The 16759-nt window shown below is 60.7% G+C and carries 19 protein-coding genes; 8 read left to right on the top strand and 11 right to left on the bottom strand.

Annotated features, from left to right (window positions below):
• Positions 1-208: 208 nt before the first annotated feature.
• Positions 209-1084 carry a 3-hydroxybutyryl-CoA dehydrogenase gene (locus Q4G24_RS04330; protein ID WP_303365282.1) on the top strand — a complete coding sequence of 292 codons (876 nt, stop codon included), beginning with the start codon at positions 209-211 and terminating at the stop codon, positions 1082-1084.
• A 75-nt stretch (positions 1085-1159) separates the two neighbouring features.
• Here Q4G24_RS04330 and Q4G24_RS04325 read toward each other — a convergent pair whose 3' ends face one another.
• The 6 genes from Q4G24_RS04325 to Q4G24_RS04300 form a co-directional block, all read right to left on the bottom strand.
• Positions 1160-1549 (bottom strand): DUF2852 domain-containing protein, encoded by a 390-nt coding sequence (locus tag Q4G24_RS04325; RefSeq protein WP_303365281.1) that lies wholly within the window; start codon positions 1547-1549, stop codon positions 1160-1162.
• Positions 1550-1632: 83 nt separating this feature from the next.
• The gene (locus Q4G24_RS04320; protein ID WP_303365280.1) at positions 1633-2235 is read right to left on the bottom strand and encodes a TetR/AcrR family transcriptional regulator; all 603 of its coding nucleotides are present in this window, start codon (positions 2233-2235) and stop codon (positions 1633-1635) included.
• Positions 2235-2507: an HPr family phosphocarrier protein gene (locus Q4G24_RS04315; protein WP_303365279.1), complete on the bottom strand. Its 273-nt coding sequence runs from the start codon at positions 2505-2507 to the stop codon at positions 2235-2237. Before Q4G24_RS04315 ends, Q4G24_RS04320 begins: the two co-directional genes overlap by 1 nt.
• Positions 2504-2911, bottom strand: a complete 408-nt coding sequence (locus Q4G24_RS04310; RefSeq protein WP_303365278.1) for a PTS sugar transporter subunit IIA — start codon at positions 2909-2911, stop codon at positions 2504-2506. The genes Q4G24_RS04315 and Q4G24_RS04310 overlap by 4 nt, the downstream gene beginning before the upstream one ends.
• Complete coding sequence (gene rapZ, locus Q4G24_RS04305; protein ID WP_303365277.1) at positions 2908-3879, bottom strand: RNase adapter RapZ; 972 nt, start codon at positions 3877-3879, stop codon at positions 2908-2910. The genes Q4G24_RS04310 and rapZ overlap by 4 nt, the downstream gene beginning before the upstream one ends.
• Entirely contained in the window at positions 3876-4352 is a 477-nt protein-coding gene (locus tag Q4G24_RS04300; protein ID WP_303365276.1) for an HPr kinase/phosphorylase, read from the bottom strand. The genes rapZ and Q4G24_RS04300 overlap by 4 nt, the downstream gene beginning before the upstream one ends.
• A gap of 125 nt (positions 4353-4477) precedes the next feature.
• Between Q4G24_RS04300 and Q4G24_RS04295 the strand changes: the two genes are divergently transcribed.
• The 5 genes from Q4G24_RS04295 to Q4G24_RS04275 all read left to right on the top strand — a co-directional run bounded on the left by Q4G24_RS04295 (position 4478) and on the right by Q4G24_RS04275 (position 9075).
• Positions 4478-6076 (top strand): phosphoenolpyruvate carboxykinase, encoded by a 1599-nt coding sequence (locus tag Q4G24_RS04295; RefSeq protein WP_303365275.1) that lies wholly within the window; start codon positions 4478-4480, stop codon positions 6074-6076.
• Between the two features lie 113 nt (positions 6077-6189).
• A complete protein-coding gene (locus Q4G24_RS04290; protein ID WP_303365274.1) occupies positions 6190-6609 on the top strand; it encodes a hypothetical protein in 420 nt (139 codons plus the stop codon).
• Positions 6610-6730: 121 nt separating this feature from the next.
• Entirely contained in the window at positions 6731-8041 is a 1311-nt protein-coding gene (locus Q4G24_RS04285) for a short-chain fatty acid transporter (RefSeq protein ID WP_303365273.1), read from the top strand.
• A 173-nt stretch (positions 8042-8214) separates the two neighbouring features.
• The gene (locus Q4G24_RS04280; RefSeq protein WP_303365272.1) at positions 8215-8352 is read left to right on the top strand and encodes a hypothetical protein; all 138 of its coding nucleotides are present in this window, start codon (positions 8215-8217) and stop codon (positions 8350-8352) included.
• Positions 8353-8475: 123 nt separating this feature from the next.
• Entirely contained in the window at positions 8476-9075 is a 600-nt protein-coding gene (locus tag Q4G24_RS04275; protein ID WP_303365271.1) for a calcium-binding protein, read from the top strand.
• A 1063-nt stretch (positions 9076-10138) separates the two neighbouring features.
• On the opposite strand, the gene Q4G24_RS04270 is transcribed toward Q4G24_RS04275, so the two are convergent.
• The 5 genes from Q4G24_RS04270 to Q4G24_RS04250 are packed head-to-tail and all read right to left on the bottom strand — an operon-like array spanning position 10139 to position 15261.
• Entirely contained in the window at positions 10139-11497 is a 1359-nt protein-coding gene (locus Q4G24_RS04270) for an alkyl/aryl-sulfatase (protein WP_303365270.1), read from the bottom strand.
• A 28-nt stretch (positions 11498-11525) separates the two neighbouring features.
• Positions 11526-12242 carry an ABC transporter permease gene (locus tag Q4G24_RS04265; RefSeq protein WP_303365269.1) on the bottom strand — a complete coding sequence of 239 codons (717 nt, stop codon included), beginning with the start codon at positions 12240-12242 and terminating at the stop codon, positions 11526-11528.
• On the bottom strand, positions 12242-13168 hold the full coding sequence (locus Q4G24_RS04260) for an ABC transporter ATP-binding protein (RefSeq protein ID WP_303365268.1): 927 nt from the start codon (positions 13166-13168) through the stop codon (positions 12242-12244). The genes Q4G24_RS04265 and Q4G24_RS04260 overlap by 1 nt, the downstream gene beginning before the upstream one ends.
• Positions 13165-14343 carry an ABC transporter permease gene (locus Q4G24_RS04255; protein ID WP_303365267.1) on the bottom strand — a complete coding sequence of 393 codons (1179 nt, stop codon included), beginning with the start codon at positions 14341-14343 and terminating at the stop codon, positions 13165-13167. The genes Q4G24_RS04260 and Q4G24_RS04255 overlap by 4 nt, the downstream gene beginning before the upstream one ends.
• 9 nt (positions 14344-14352) lie before the next feature.
• The gene (locus tag Q4G24_RS04250) at positions 14353-15261 is read right to left on the bottom strand and encodes a glycine betaine ABC transporter substrate-binding protein (RefSeq protein ID WP_303365266.1); all 909 of its coding nucleotides are present in this window, start codon (positions 15259-15261) and stop codon (positions 14353-14355) included.
• A 209-nt stretch (positions 15262-15470) separates the two neighbouring features.
• Here Q4G24_RS04250 and Q4G24_RS04245 point away from each other — a divergent pair, with 209 nt between their 5' ends.
• Positions 15471-16388, top strand: coding sequence for a LysR family transcriptional regulator (locus Q4G24_RS04245; RefSeq protein ID WP_303365265.1), 918 nt, complete (start codon positions 15471-15473; stop codon positions 16386-16388).
• A 160-nt stretch (positions 16389-16548) separates the two neighbouring features.
• A partial coding sequence (locus Q4G24_RS04240; RefSeq protein ID WP_303365264.1) for a type ISP restriction/modification enzyme occupies positions 16549-16759 on the top strand: 211 nt, incomplete at its 3' end.

The raw sequence follows: 16759 nt of genomic DNA, 5'->3' as shown, positions 1-16759 counted from the left end.
ATCAACTTTATGGGCAGGCGCAAACCTGACCACCAAGACCATAATGGCAAAACCGCACTGTCATTGACGCTTGCGGCTGATGACACTTGGACCTCACATATGCTGCGTCATGCACCGGATGGCCCCAACCGACCCTGCCCTGCGGCTTTCAGATTGAACAGTCGGGCCGATACCCCTATCGTTCGCGCAGGCAACAAAGGGTAAGGTCATGGCGATTCAATCGGTGGGTGTGGTCGGCGCGGGTCAGATGGGCAACGGGATCGCCCATGTCTTTGCGCTGGCGGGCTATGATGTGCTGATGACCGATATCTCGCGCGAGGCGCTGGACAAGGCGGTGGCGCAGATTGACAAGAACCTTGAACGGCAGGTCAGCCGCGACAAGATCAGCGCCGCGGATAAAGAGGCCGCGCTTGGCCGGATCAAGACCACCCTGACCCTGACCGACCTTGGCCCCAGCGACCTGATTATCGAGGCCGCAACCGAGCGCGAGACCGTCAAACAGGCGATTTTCGAGGATCTGCTGCCGCATCTGAAGCCGGACACGATCCTGACCTCGAACACCTCATCCATCAGCATCACCCGGCTGGCCAGCCGCACCGACCGGCCGGAAAAGTTCATGGGGTTCCATTTTATGAACCCGGTGCCGGTGATGCAGCTTGTCGAGCTGATCCGCGGCATCGCAACCGATCAGCCCACCTATGACGCGCTTTATGCCGTGGTCGAGAAACTGGGGAAAACCCCCGCCAGCGCCGAGGATTTCCCGGCCTTTATCGTCAACCGCATCCTGATCCCGATGATTAACGAAGGCGTCTATACGCTTTACGAAGGGGTCGGCTCGGTCAAATCCATCGACCTGTCGATGAAGCTGGGCGCAAACTGGCCGATGGGACCGCTGGAACTGGCGGATTTCATTGGGCTGGATACCTGTCTGGCGATTATGAACGTGCTGCATGACGGGCTGGCGGATACGAAATACCGCCCCTGCCCGCTGCTGGTGAAATATGTCGAGGCCGGTTGGCTGGGCCGCAAGACCGGGCGGGGTTTCTATGATTACAGCGGGCCGGAACCTGTCCCGACCCGCTGAGCGGGGGCGCTGCCCCCGGACCCCCGGGATATTTTTATGAAGAAGAAAGGCCGTCCATCAGGGCGGCCTTTTGCGTCAGTTGCGCGTGTCGCGGTCGGCGACGAACTGTTCAAACTCGGCCCGGTCCTTGGCCTCACGCAGCTTGTCAAGGAAAGCCATGAAATCCTGCTGCTCCTGTTCCAGCCGCTTCAGCGTTTCGGCGCGATAGGCGTCAAAGGCGCTGTTGCCGGTCGGGATCATGCGGGTTTCGCGGCGATGGGCGCAGGTGAACATGCGTTTACTCCAGATGGCATAGACGAGGATGGCAAGACCAAGCGGCGGGGCGATGAAAAAACCCGCGATGGTGGCGATGAACCACGCCGGGCGGCCCTGCGTGTCCAGCCAGTCGCGGATGCCCGCCAGCGCGTCACCGATGCGAGACAGAAGCCCGCGTGGGACCGGTTGCGAGATCGTATAGGCGGTCATGGGTGGCTCCTTTATGTTAATGTTAATTACATTTACATAAATAGGTGTGCCGATCCTGCGATCAAGGCCCATGCAAAGATTTTTCAGTCGGAAATCAGCCCCAGCCCGCGCAGATAGATCAGCACCCCGCTTTCCAGCATTTCAGCGGCGGAAAACGGCAGGCGCTGGCCGGGCTGTCCCCGGTCGAACAGCTCGACAACGCCATGGCTGAGCGCCCAGATATGATTGGCGATCACACGCGGCGGCAGGCCGGTTTCGGGGCCAAGCGCACGGGCAGCCCCTTCCATCACCGCCAGCGCCTGATCGGCCGCGCGGGACAAGTCGGGGCTGGCGGCAAGGTTCAGGCCGGATTCGAACATGGCGATGTAATGGCCCGGCTGTTCGCGGGCAAAATCCAGATAGGCCTGCACCATTCGCAACATCGCCGTCAGCGGTGCCGGGCGGCCCGCGTCAAAGGCGGCACTCAGGCGGTCGGCAAAGGCGGCGTAGCCTTCGCGCGCCAGCTCGTCGATCAACTGTTCACGGCCCGCGAAATGACGATAGGGGGCGGCAGGACTGACACCAGCCTGACGGGCCGCCTCGGCCAGCGTGAAACCAGCAGGACCGTTGGCGCGGATCAGATCCGCGGCGGCATCCAGCAGGGCCTGTCGCAAATTACCGTGGTGATAGCCGCGCCGTTCCGGCATCAGCCGCCTTCGCCAAAGTAATCGGCCAGCAGATCGGCCAGCGCCGTCATCAGCGCCTCGGCCTCGGCCCCTGAGGTCGTGACCCGGATCGTGGTTCCGCGCGACGCGGCCAGCATCAGCAGGCCCATGATCGAATCGCCCGACACACTCATGCCGTCTTTTTCGACCAGCGCCGTGGCGTCAAAGCGTTCCACCGTTTCGACAAACTTTGCGCTGGCCCGCGCGTGCAGGCCCTTTTCATTGATGATGTCCAGATCACGCAGCAGGGTCATAGCGCCGCCCCGTCCTGCCCGGACAGATCGAAACTTTCGATATATTTGCGCCCGGCCTCTTTGGCGCGTTCGACCGCATCCGTCACCGGCAGATCGCGCGATTTCGCCAGCTTGACCAGCAGCGGCAGGTTGGCACCGGCGACGATCACCCGCCCCTTGGCCGCGCAGGCCATCATTGACAGGTTCGAAGGTGAGCCGCCATAGATGTCCGTCACCACCACCACACCCTTGCCCCGGTCCACCGCATCGGCGGCAGCGCAAATCTCGGCCTGTTTGGCGGCGCGGTTGTGGTCCTCCTCGATGGTCACGGCAAGGATGCCGGGTTGCAAACCGACGACGTGTTCGACTGCGGACAGGTATTCCTGTGCCAGCCCCCCATGCGCGACGATGACGATTCCGATCAACTGAGCTTACCACTTTCTTCGCTTGCCACGCCATCAGAGCGGGCTGGCATGGATGCGAGGCCCGGCTCGCGGCGTTCCAACTCCCTGTGACGTTTTGACACCTGCCAGCCGGCTTCTGCAAGCGCCTCGGCCATATTTTCCGTCAATGTGACGGAACGGTGCTTGCCGCCCGTGCAGCCGAAACCAATCGCCAGATGCGTTTTCCCCTCCTCCAATTGCGCAGGCAGCATGAACAGGATCAAATCACGCACACGGGCAAAAAACTCGGGATAGCGCGGATCGGCGGCGACATAATCACGCACGGCCGGGTCCAGGCCGGTCAGCGGACGCAGGCGGGCCTCCCAATGCGGGTTGGCCAGAAAGCGACAGTCGAACATCACATCGACCCCGCGCGGCACGCCCCGCTTGTAAGAGAACGACTGCACCGAAATCGTCAGCCGCCGGTCAGGGGCAATGTCGAAATAGGGGGTCAGTTCCGCCTTGAGATCATGCGGCGACAGCTCCGACGTGTCGATCAGCACATCCGCCCGCGCCCGGATCGGCGCCAGCAGGTCGCGCTCGGCCTCGATCCCTTCACGCGGGCTTGCGTGCGGCATCAAAGGGTGGCGGCGGCGGGTTTCGTTATAGCGGCGCACCAGAACATCGGTCGAGCAATCCAGATAGATCACCTCGGGCTGATAGGCCGGGTTGCGGGTCAGCGTGTCGATCAGCTCGATCACATTGGCGGTCGAGAAATCCCGGTTGCGCACATCTAACCCCAGCGCCAGCGGCGCCGGGCGCGGCGACCCTTCCATCAACAGCGGCACCAGCGTCAAAGGCAGGTTGTCGATCGCCTCGAACCCCAGATCTTCCAGCACGTTGATTGCCGTTGACCGCCCTGCACCGGACGGGCCGGTCACAAGCACAATACGCTGACCGGCGGGTTCATCAGCGGCAGAAACAGCGGGGGCAAGCGGGGTATCAGTCATGGGTCAGGCTCGGATTGTCGCGGGTCCGGGTCGATGCGCCCGTGCAGCAGGAACTGACGTAACGCAGGGGCAAGATGGGGGTGATCCGCCCCAAGAACAAGCGGAAAGTCGCGCATCAGCACGTTTATGTGTCGCGCAGGTGGCAAGCGGTCAGGTTCCGCACGGGCCAGATCGACCACCAGCGCCAACCGCACCGGCCCCGCCAGCACCGCCCGCAGCAGGCCGACGCCCCGCGCCTCGATCAGCGGCGGCAGGCTAGGCGGGGCCTCCAGCCAGACGCCATCCGGGGCCGTGCGCAGCCGCACCCGGTCATCCGCCACCAGCGCCGCCCCTATCGCCATCAGTGCCAGCGCCAGCGTCGACTTCCCCGCCCCCGAGGGTCCAAGGATCAGCACCCCCTGCCCCGCCAGAACCACCGCGCTGGCGTGAATCACCCCGCCATCGACCAGCACCATTCCGCCATTTTGGGCCATCCCATCCCCATGATTGCGCTAAAGTTTCGTGTTAGCGATAACGACAACCCTAACGGGCCTTCCTTCATCAAACTGCCATGTTATAGGTCGCGCAAGCTACTGCCCAGATAACGGAGCCTGCCGACATGAGCCAAGTGCGCGTCAACCCCAACCACCGTCTTGAGGATCAGGGAATCACCGGGGCCGGTCAGGTTCACTATAACCTGCTGGAGCCAGCACTGATCGACGCCGCCATCCGCCGCGGCGAAGGGCGTCTGGGCCTTGGCGGGACGTTCCTTGTCTCGACCGGCGCCAAGACCGGCCGCTCGCCCAAGGATAAGTTCGTCGTGCGCACGCCGGGGGGCGAGGATACGATCTGGTGGGAAAACAACCAGCCGATGGACCCCGAGGCATTCGACCGCCTTTATGCAGACATGCTGGAGCATCTGAAGGGCCGCGAGCTGTTCGTCGAGGATCTTTACGGCGGGGCCGACCCGGAATACCGGCTGGACGTGCGCATGATCGCGGAACTGGCCTGGCACGGGCTGTTCAACCGCACCATGCTGCGCCGCCCCGAGGCGTCGGAACTGGCGACGTTTGTGCCTGAATACACGGTCATCAACTGCCCGTCCTTCAAGGCGGACCCGGCCCGTCACGGCTGCCGCACCGATACCGTGATCGCCCTGAACTTTGAAAAGAAGCTGATCCTGGTTGCGAACACCCAATATGCGGGCGAGAACAAGAAAGGCGTGTTCACCCTGCTGAACTACATCCTGCCGGGCAAGGGTGTGATGGCGATGCATTGTTCCGCCAACCATGCGCCGGGCGATCTGGACGATGTGGCGGTGTTCTTTGGCCTGTCCGGCACCGGCAAGACCACGCTTTCGGCGGACCCGTCGCGCATCCTGATCGGGGATGACGAACATGGCTGGTCGGAAAACGGCGTCTTCAATTTCGAGGGCGGCTGCTATGCCAAGACCATCAACCTGTCGCCCAAGGCCGAGCCGGAGATTTACGGCACGACCACCCGCTTCGGCACCGTGATCGAAAACATGGTCTACGACCCCGACACGCTGGAGCTGGATTTCGAGGACAGCAGCATCACCGAAAACATGCGCTGCGCCTATCAGTTGGACGCGATTTCCAACGCCTCGGAAACCGGGCTGGCCGGTCAGCCGAAAAACGTCATCATGCTGACCTGTGACGCTTATGGCGTGCTGCCGCCGATCGCGCGGCTGACCCCGGCGCAGGCGATGTATCACTTCCTGTCGGGCTTCACCTCGAAAACGCCGGGAACCGAACAGGGCGTGACCGAGCCGCTGCCGACCTTCTCGACCTGCTTTGGCGCGCCCTTCATGCCGCGCCGCCCCGAGGTTTACGGCAAGCTGCTGCAAGAAAAGATCAACGCCACCGGCGCAAGCTGCTGGCTGGTCAACACCGGCTGGACCGGCGGTGCCTATGGCACCGGCTCGCGGATGCCGATTGCCGCGACCCGCGCCCTGCTGACCGCCGCGCTGGACGGTTCGCTGAACGACGCAGAGTTCCGCAAAGACCCGAACTTTGGCTTTGATGTGCCGGTATCGGTGCCGGGCGTGTCCGATGTGCTTCTGGACCCGCGCCAGACCTGGGCCGACCCGGCCGCATATGACGCACAGGCGCAGAAACTGGTCAAGATGTTCAGCGACAACTTTGCCCAGTATGAAGACAAGATCGACGACGACGTGCGCGCCGCAGCCATCGGCTGATCTTTCCGGCATCAGGATAAAAGAGGCGGGTTTTCGGACCCGCCTTTTGCACATATGGAACCATCCCTGCCCGCGCGTGTTATGCCCCCTCAAATGGAAAACGCGAGGCTCTTATGAAATCCCTGATCGTATCGACCCTGACCGCGCTGGCTCTGACCGTTCCGGCGGTGGCCCAGACCACCTTTAACGCCGACAGCGCAACCGCGGCCCTGCAACTGACCGAAGTCAGCAAGCGCGGCGACGACCTGACCGGGCGCCTGCCCTCGGGTCAGGTGGTCGAGCTGGAGTTCCGCCGCGACGGCTCGCTGGAGGAGATCGAGGCCCGCAACCCGCGCCTGGTCCCCGTTGCCGCTGTCACCGCCCTGCTGCCGCAACAACTGCTGAGCGCAGAGCGTTTCCCGGCGGATGGCCAGTTTGAAAACATCAGCTTTGACCGCGACGGTTACGAGTTCGAGGGCCGCGACGCCCAAGACCGCAAGGTCGAGATCAAATACAACAGCAGCTTTGCGCTGGTGGAATACGAACTGGACTGATCCACGTCCCGGATCAGCAACCACAGGCGGGCCTTCGGGTCCGCCTTTTTTCTGACCTGCCCTTTCCCTCACGCGGCCGTGATGCCAGTCTTGCCGCAACAGAAACAGGGGAGGGAACCCGATGCTGAACTTTTTGTCACGACCTGCCGTGCGCCTGATGGAGCGCTGGCTGCCCGATGCGTTTATCTTTGTCATCATTCTGACGCTGATTGCAGGGCTGGCGGCGATGCTGACCCAGCCGGTCACACCCATGCAGGTCATTACCGCCTGGGGCGACGGTTTCTGGGGGCTTCTGGCCTTTTCCATGCAAATGCTGCTGGTGCTGGTCTCGGGCTATATCATGGCGACCACGCCCTTGGTGCGCGGTATTCTGAAGCGGCTGGCCTTGACCGCCCGCAGCCCCGGCGCGGCGATTTTGCTGGTCTCGGTCGTGTCGCTGGTGGCTGCGTGGATCAACTGGGGCTTTGGCCTTGTGGTTGGGGCGCTGTTCGCGCGTGAACTGGCGCGGGATACGCGGGTGGATTACCGGCTGCTGATCGCCTCGGCCTATTCCGGCTTTGTGATCTGGCATGGCGGGCTGTCCGGCTCGATCCCGCTGACGGTGGCAACGCCGGGGCATTTCGCGGCGGATCAGATCGGGGTGATTCCGACTGCGCAAACCATGTTCGCACCGTTCAATCTGGTATTGGTGGGGTTGTTGTTCGTTCTGGTGCCGCTGGTCAACCGCATGATGCTGCCGCCCAAAGATGAAATGGTCATTGTCGATCCCGCCAAGCTGGCCGAAACCGACCCCCACGAGATCCCGCCGCAGACCCCCGCCGAATGGCTGGAGCGTTCGCCCATCCTGCTATGGTCGATTGCCGTGCCGGGAATCATCTGGCTGGTGCAGTATTTCTGGCTGAACGGTTTTTTGCTGAACCTGAACATCGTCAATTTCCTGTTCCTGTTCACGGGCATTGCCCTGCACCGCAGCCCGCGTTCGCTGCTGGCGGCACTGGATGACGGGGTGCGCGGCGGCGCGGGGATCGTCATTCAGTTTCCCTTTTATGCCGGGATCATGGCCATCATGGTTGATACCGGGCTGGCGGCGGCGCTGTCGCAGTTCTTCGTGTCAATCTCGACCGAGCGCACACTGGCATTCTGGAGCTTTGTCGCTGCAGGGATCGTGAACATCTTTATCCCGTCCGGCGGCGGCCAATGGGCGGTGCAGGCCCCGGTGATGCTGCCCGCCGCCGAAGCCCTTGGGGCCGACCTTGGCCATGTTATCATGGCAGTGGCATGGGGCGACGCCTGGACGAACCTGCTGCAACCTTTCTGGGCATTGCCAATGCTGGGAATCGCAGGACTGAAGGCACGCGACATCATGGGCTTCTGCACCGTGCAACTGCTGGCAACCGGCATCCTGATCGGCGCGGTGTTCTGGTATCTGTAACCGAAAAGGCCCGCACCACGCGGGCCTTTTCTCGCAATAGGCGGGCGCCAAACGAACCGTTCAACTCAGACATAAAAACACCGCATCCATATGAAAAAACTTAACTTTAATATAAGATCAGGTTAATATGTCTGTGATAAAATCGGCATCATGCCACAGCAAAGGAAACAGCCATGGCTGACAAAGCGCCCCGCAATATCACGGGAAACAATCTGACAAACTGGATGTCGGACAGCTATGGAAACGACAAGATCTATGCCTATGGCGGCTCGGACCCGATCACCGTCAGCTATGGCTTTGACCAGATTTAGGCCGGATCGGGCAATGACACCCTGCGGCTGAAGGGGCATTTCTATGATTATCAGGCCTATAAGCTGTCTGACGGCGCGCTGGTTCTGTATTCCAAGGAATATGGCCTGAAGATCGCTTACGACGTGGAATATGTGGACTTTTACCACAAAGGCCCGCTGGGCATTGCTGAATACACTGATCGCTACAAAGTCTCTGGCGACCGGCTGACCGACAAAGCATGGTTTACCAATAATGATATGTTCTACCTGTCGAAAACCGAAGGCACGGCGGGCGCGGATAATCTGACCGGCACCGTTCTGTTCGGCATGGGCGGGAATGACGTGCTGACCGCCCATGCCAGCCGTGACAGCCTGCTGTATGGCGGCGACGGCAACGACCTGCTGACCGCCGGGGCTGCGGGAAATGACGGGCTGTATGGCGGCGCGGGCAATGACACGCTGGTGTCCGGCTCGGGCGGGGATCTGATGAATGGCGGCGAGGGGAATGACACGTTCATCTTCTCCGAAAACAGCAAGGGCCATGTCACCGTCGAAGATTTCAACCAGTTCCTGGGTGAAGCCGACCGGATGATCTTTAACGGCCAGTTCGACGACATCGACGATTTCGCCGCACATCTGACGCAAAGCAATCTGAACGTGATCGTTGATGCAGGTGATCTGACCATCACCATCAACGACATCACCATCAGTCAGCTTTTGAACAGCGACCTGATCTTTACCTGAGAAGAAGGGATTGGGGGGCGTAGCCTATCCGTTGTTTTGCCTATTGTTTCGCACCGCACAGCCCGCTTTGTCGGGCTGTGCGGTATTGCTTATGCTTGTTATCAGTGTCTGGGGCGGCTGCCGGGTTAAGTCAATCGTGGTGTCGTTCGGAGGTCCTAAGGTCGGGCTGCTTTCTTGGTGTTGGCCTTGTCAAAGGGTTGGAATCACCTGTATTTTCCCACAACCAGAAGAGCCTTTTCATGCTTTCGCCCTTAAGGTGCGCGTGGGGTGATGCCAGAATTACCTGACTGATGGCGACACTGTCTCACCAAGTAGATACGTGTACGTGCCGCCGAATGCTCGGGTTGCTGAAACAGCGCGGAACGGAAGGCGCAGGACAGTATAACCAAAGAACAGCGCAAATTGCTGAAAACCCAGTTTTGGATCATCGCCAGACCCTGCGCGGCAAGATGAGTGCAGATAAATTCCATGACTAGATCTGAGGCTTCATCTTTTATAAATACTGATCCGAACAGATGGAGGCTTGGGCGGACGGCGTGCTGACCCAGGACGGCATCCGTTTTACCGATATCGACAGGATCACCGCTGGCGGATGCGGGGTTCTGGACGTGGTGTATGACGCCTCGGTCGATGCGCCGGTTATGGAACACGTTTGTTATGGAAGCGCCACGGCCACGCACGCTGTGCGAGCAGCAACAATAAGACCTAGGCCGCTACTGGTTCAAGGATGGACCCGAATAATCGCAAGCTTTGCTCGCGCAGATATGCCGGGATCGCAATGATCCACATCGCCGAGGTTCCGCTGCAGTGCATCGCATATTGGCCGACGGAAAACCTTCATGTATTTTGGCGCTTCGGGTTTCTGCAGATACTATATTATTAATCGTTCATGCTCCACATTTTGATCAGTAAAGCGTCTTTCGGAAACTTGGCGACCGCGCGGTGCCATCACGTCCTCCCTAGGGGTAGAGCACATGGTCCACGCTGGGGCCGCTACTTTCAGCGCCCCCTCGCGGTCCCATCGGGATAGGTTTTATCGGGCCGTGCGGTCATTTGCGCCTATTCAGTTCTGCTCTGCAGCCTTGGCTCGCAAGGTATTTGCTACGGTAAGATAGTAATTTCTGGCCGTTGCGTTCATCTGGCGTTCCCCCAATTCCCTAAATGCACGGATTTTCACGTCAAGGGCATCCATATTGTCGGGGTCAGCGGCAAGAACATAATCAGCCTGCTCAGCAGCCCATTGGAACTCTGCCGTCGCCAAGGCTTCCTGCGCGCTTTTCAGCATCTTGTCAGCTCCACCGGCCAGCGCGATCAGTTTTTCTGCCCGGTCCTTTGCCGTTAGCGGGAAAATATTGCTCGGATTCCCATCGAACCAGCCTGCATTTTGCGAATAGATGCCGCGCACAGCCCATGGAACGGTTCCGTAGAACTCTTGCAGATAGGGATCGTTTGCAAGCTTTCCAGGAAGCTTGACTTCTTGCACCAGCTCATCAGGGGTTTTTCCCTGCGCAATGCCTTCCATCGTTTTGTCGTAAACGAATTTGATACCGTCACGATATGCCATAAGCGCCTGCCTGGCTTCCGTGGCGTTCTGGATGGTGCCCATATGCCCCGGAACGATAATTTCGGGATCAAGTGCAATCAGCTTATCCAGACTTGCAACCCATTTATCGGCCGGACGTGTGGGTAGGCCGCGCAACGGGGCGATGTTAGGGAATGTTTTTAGAAATACATCGCCCGCAATCAGCACCTTGCGATCCGGCAGCCAGACCGAGATATTTTCGTCCGCCTCCCCCGGCGTATAAATCAGTTGAAGCGGCACACCTGCGATCGTCAAATTCTCTTCGGCACCAGAAAAAGTATTCGTCGGCGGCATGAAACCTTCGCGCGTTGCGGGTGTGGTCCGCCCGAATTCAAGCTGTGTTCCGGCATTGATGAAATCTTCATCAGGCAGCATCGTGCCAAAAGCATCACCACCATCACGGCGTCCGCGCCCGGTATCGGGTTTTGCCGTCACCAGAAGTTCGTGACTATAGATTTCGGGGTTGTCCTGCCCCGCGAATACGGTTGCGCCACCGGAATGATCGGGGTGGCTATGGGTATAAATAATCGCCTTGACAGGATGCAGCAGCCGTTCGCCAAATGCGTCCATAATTGCCCGTGCATCAACCGGGTTGGCCGAGGTGTCAACGATGATCGAACCGTCCTTACCCCGGATCAGTGTGACATTGCTGGCTGAATAGCCGATGGCAGTATAAACACCATAGGCAACCTCGACGATCCGTTTCTCGAACTCGGCCGAATGTGCAATCAGCTTATCCCGACCTGCAAAATCGGAATCGGCAAATACGGTGGACGCCGAACCCAAGGTTGCAATCATTACCGCGATGACTCCTGATTTCAGTTTTGATGAAAGTTTCATATGATCTCCTGTGGTTAATTGTTAATCATCAGACGGTTGCCCGTCGCTCGACTTCTCGGAATAATCCGCTGATCAGGATGGCCAGCATCCCCACCACCGCGCCGCCCTGCGCCACAAAGGCGGTATTTGAGGACAAAAGGCCCGCGATGATGACCTCGCCCAAGGTTTGGGCGGCGACGGTCGATCCGATTGTTGCCGTGGACAGCGCGATGATTGCCGACAGGCGGATACCGCTGAGAATGACGGGCATGGCCAGCGGCAGTTCAATGCGCCAAAATCGCTGCGCCGGGGTCATGCCGGTGCCGCGTGCGGCCTCGGTCACGGCGGGGGGCAGGCCGGTCAGGCCCGCCAGCGCGTTTTCAAAGATCGGCAGCAGCCCGTAAAGAAACAGCGCCAGCATCGTCGGGCCGCTGCCAAAACCCATCGCGGGGACGGCCAGCGCCAGAACCGCGACGGGTGGAAAGGTCTGGCCGACCGCCGCCACCGTGCGCGCCAAGGGCAGCAGTTCCTGTCCCGCCGGGCGGGTGACAAGGATGGCAAGGCCGATGGCGACAAGGGACGATGCCACCACCGCGACCGCCACCAGCGCCAGATGCGACAGGGTCAGTTGCAACAGGCTGGTCTGGGTGTAGATCGCCGGGGCATTATTGGCGGCCAGCGGTTGCAGCAGCGGCGCAAACGCCTGCGGCATCAGCAAAAACGCTGCCAGCACAGCGGCCAGCGCCCCAAGGATCAGCCGACGCATTACGATATACCCCCGGCTGCGGCGCGGCGCAGTGCCGCCAGCGTGACCACGCCGCCACCCTCGACCGGCAGGGCTTCTTGCCCGCGCCACAGACAGGCTGACAAGGCATCGCGCAGGCTAAGGTCGCGAGCGACCGGATCACCCGCAACGGTGCCCGGTTCGACCAGCGCGGCCACCCGGTCCAGTGACAGCAGGTGAAGCGGGCGTTCATCCGTGCCGATCAGGTCGCGCACGAAATCATCAGCCGGGGCGGTCAGAATATCACGCGGCGTCGCATATTGCAGCATCCGGCCCTGATCCATGACCGCAATCCGGTCGCCCAGCGATACCGCTTCGGCCATGTCATGCGTCACGATCATCAGCGTTGTGCCCAATTCGCGCTGAATGTCGCGCAGATCGGCGCGGGCCTTGGCGCGGATCACCGGATCCAGCGCGCCAAAGGGTTCATCCATCAACAGCACCTCGGGGCGGGCCGCCAAAGCGCGGGCGACGCCGACCCGCTGTTGCTGCCCTCCCGACAGGGCATGAGGCATCCGGTCGCGGAACTCGACCGGGGACATTCCGAACATCTCCAGCAGTTCATCCACGCGGGCCGCGACCTGCCGCCGGTCCCAGCCCAAAAGGCGCGGCACGGTGGCGATATTCTGCGCCACCGTCTGATGCGGAAACAGCCCGTGCCCCTGAATGGCATAGCCGATCCGCCGACGCAGCAGATGCGCCGGAACCGAAGCGGTGTCTGCGCCGTCGATCCTGACCCGGCCCATGGTCGGCTCGACCAGCCGGTTGATCATCCGCAAAAGCGTGGTCTTGCCCGAACCCGATGTGCCCACCAGCGCCACGATCTGGCCGCGTTCCAGCGTCAGGCTGACATCATCGACCACGATGCGGTCATCGTAACGCTTGGTCAGATGCTCGATCTGGATCATGCAGCCTCCGGTCGTTTCAATTGGACAAGGGCAATGTCCAGCGCGATGCTTGACACCAGCGCCAGTGCAATGGTCGGCAGCGCGCCCAGCAGGATCAGGTCCATCGCGGTCTGGTTCAGCCCCTGAAAGACGAAACTGCCAAAACCGCCGCCGCCGATCAGCCCGGCAATCACCGCCAGCCCGATATTTTGCACCAGCACGATCCGCACCGCCGCCAGCACAACCGGAAGGGTCAGCGGGATCATCACCCGCCGCAGCGCCTGCGTACGGGTCATGCCAAGGCCGGTGGCGGCCTCGCGGATGCTGGCCGGGATCGAATCAAGGCCCACGACCATGTTCGAGACGACCGGCAGCAGCGAATACAGAAACAGCGCCACCAGCGCCGGAAAGGCACCGATCCCCGCGATCCCCGCGCCGGCGGCGCCCGGCACATTGGCCGCCACCCAGCCGAACAGCGGGATCATCAGCCCGAACAGCGCCAGCGACGGAATCGTCTGGATGAAATCCAATGCGCCAAGCACGGCCCCGCGCAACCCTGGCACCGTGTAAACGACAATCCCCAGCGGCAGCCCGACGACCAGCGCCGCCCCCAACGAGGCAAAGGCAAGGATCAGATGCCGCGCTCCCTCACGCCAGAACTGATCGGCACGGGCGGCATATTCGCGCATGACCGACACATCGTCCAGCACGCCCGATCCGATCAGCGCTGCGGCCGCAGCGACCGTCACCGCCAACAGCAGCCAGTGCGCGGGCGGACGCAACCGCATCTGCGCCGCACCATCCGCCGCGATCAAGCCAAGCGCCAAGGTCAGCACCCAATAACCGGCCGCCGGCGACACGCGGGCGATAGCCCCGCCATCGCTCAGCATCGTTGCAGCCTGCCCCAGCGTCAGGGTCAGCGCAGTCAGCGCCGCCACGGCAACGGCCAGCCGCAAGGCGGGCCTTACCCCACGCAATGCGGCCAGCACAAAGACAGCCGCCAATCCGGCCAATACCGCAGCCCCCGTGCCGCCCAGCACATCAGGCAGATGCAACCCTTCGCCCGCCACGATCCGGTTGGCCCGAAACTGCACAAAAGGCAGCACCAGCCCCGCCAGACCGATCACCGCTGCAACGACACCGGGCAGGCTGATCACCTGACCGCCCGTTCCTGTCTGTGCTGTCGCCGCGCCCATCGCTTTGCCCTATTCGATAATGCCCTGACCGCGCAGATAATCGCGGGCAACGGCATCGGCGGGCTCGCCGTTGATCTGGATGCCGGCGTTCAACCCTTGCAAGGTTTGTAAATCCAGCCCTGCGAAAACCGGGTTCAGCAGATCGGGGATCATCGGATATTCGACCAGAACCGGACCGCGCACCACCGGCGCGGGCTGATAGACCGGCTGCACGCCCTTGTCATCCGCCATCACCACCAGCCCCGCTGGGCCGATCCCGCCATCGGTGCCATAGACCATTGCCGCATTCACGCCCGAGGTCTGCTGCGCCGCCGCTGCGATGGTTGCCGCTGTATCCCCACCCGAAAGCTGCACCAACTGGTCAGGCGACAAGCTGAAACCATAGGCTGTCTGAAACGCAGGCAGCGCCGCCGGCGAAGTCACGAATTCTGTCGAAGCAGCCAGCTTGACCGTCCCGCCCCGGGCCACCCATGCTCCGAAATCAGACATGGTGGTCAGGTTGTTGACCTCGGCCAGATCGTTCCTGACGGCAATGGCCCAGGTGTTGCTGGCGGGCGCGGCATCTAGCCAGATTAGGTCAGCGGGCCGGTCCAGCTCTGCCGCGCGGGCATAGGCAGCCTGCGCATCGTTCCAGACATCGCTGTCGGCCTCGTTATGAAAAAACGCCGCATTGCCGGTATATTCGGGATAAATGTCGATTTGACCCGAAATCAGCGCATCGCGCACAATCGGCGTGCCGCCCAGTTGCAGCCGGTTTTCAACCGGCAAACCGGCGTCTTGCAGTGTCAGCAGAATGATATTGCCCAGCAGCCCGCCTTCGGTATCAATCTTGGACGACACCACAATATCACGGGCGGCAGCGGGCATGGCTGCGCTGATTATGGCGACCGCAGCGGCAGACAAGGTCAAATTCTTCATGCTGTATGTCCTTCCTCAGGCCGATGATGGGCCTGCTCAAACGCCAGTCAACCGATTGGCTGAGAGCGCAATCCTATAAGCACCAACCGATCTATAGCTTCAGTCGTTCCATAGCACGGCCACCATTCCATGACCCATCGTTCGATTGACACCTAAGCCTATCGCAGGTGAAATTCCTACTGCCTCATATGAGAAGAACGGTTTCAAAAATGAGAGTAGATCATCTGGACTTCAACGCGCTGCGGATCTTCGTGGCATGTGCCAACAAGGGAAGTTTCACACTGGCAGCAAAATCGCTGAGCATCCCCTTGCCGACGGTCAGCCGAAAAATGCTGGAGCTTGAACGCAGTCTGGCGGCGCAGTTGTTCGACCGAACACCAAAGGGCTGCACCGTCACCGAAACGGGCGCGCGCCTTTTGACCCGGATCAGCCCCGGCATTGACATCCTGAACGAGTTCGCAAGCAGCTCGCATCTTGACAGCCCCGAACTGACCGGGCGGCTAAGACTTTCGTCGCCACAGTCCTTTGCCCCATGGTGGGATCTGTTGGGACAATTTCAGCGTGCGCACCCCGCGATCCGCGTCAGCGTCCATACTACGGAACGCAGGCTCAATCTGGTTACGGATGGGATCGATGTCGCGCTGCGGGTTGGAGAAATAGCGGATGAAAATGTCATTGCGCGCCATCTAGGCGATTTCCGGCATATTCTGGTTGCCTCGCCTGACTTTCTTCGGCGTGTTGGCCGTCCTTATCAGCCCGAGGATATTCACGACCTGCCATGCGCCGCATGGGGATCGTCGATAGAAACAAAACCGATCTGGCGATTGGGCGGGACGGTGCAAAAAATTGATGCCACCTTGATGGTGAATGATTATCTTCAGATCAGGAACCGGGTGCTGGCAGGTGGTGTTATTGCCGAACTTCCGTCATTTATGGCCATAGACTATCTGCGGTCAGGCCATCTGACTGAATTACTTCCTACACATCCGTTCCCGCGCTCTCCGCTGCATCTGGTTTACCAAAAACTCCGCTATCCGTTGGCATCTGTCAGGGCTTATATCGCATATTGCATGACGCATTTTCCGGCAGTTGTCAGGTCGTGGGAGCTTGCAGATCATATTTTATAACGATCGACAGAAATACTAAGAACGCCTGTGATCTGCCGCCGCCGGATCTCCGAGGCCAACCTCAACCCCAAGAAGTTCTACCGGGTCAAAAAGATGAAGTTCGGCGGAAAAGGTAAGGGAAAGGACCGCATCACCAATCATCTATAACGACAACATCACCATGCAGAACATTCCGCTGGCGGTCTATGACTACTTGGTCAACGGTAAACCTGCGCTGGAATGGGTGATGGAACGGCAGGTCGTCAAAACCGACAAGGCCAACGGCATCATCAGCGACGCCAACGACTATGCCAAAGAAGCCGTGGGGACCGGCCGCCACACACGCCGCCCCGGCTTTCAGGCCATGAAAGCCGCCATCGACCGCCGCGAGG

The sequence above is a fragment of the Paracoccus sp. (in: a-proteobacteria) genome (assembly GCF_030538695.1).
In the GTDB taxonomy this organism is placed as follows: domain Bacteria; phylum Pseudomonadota; class Alphaproteobacteria; order Rhodobacterales; family Rhodobacteraceae; genus Paracoccus.
Note: the sequence above shows the minus strand (reverse complement) of the source record. Positions and strands in the feature narration are given on the sequence as shown.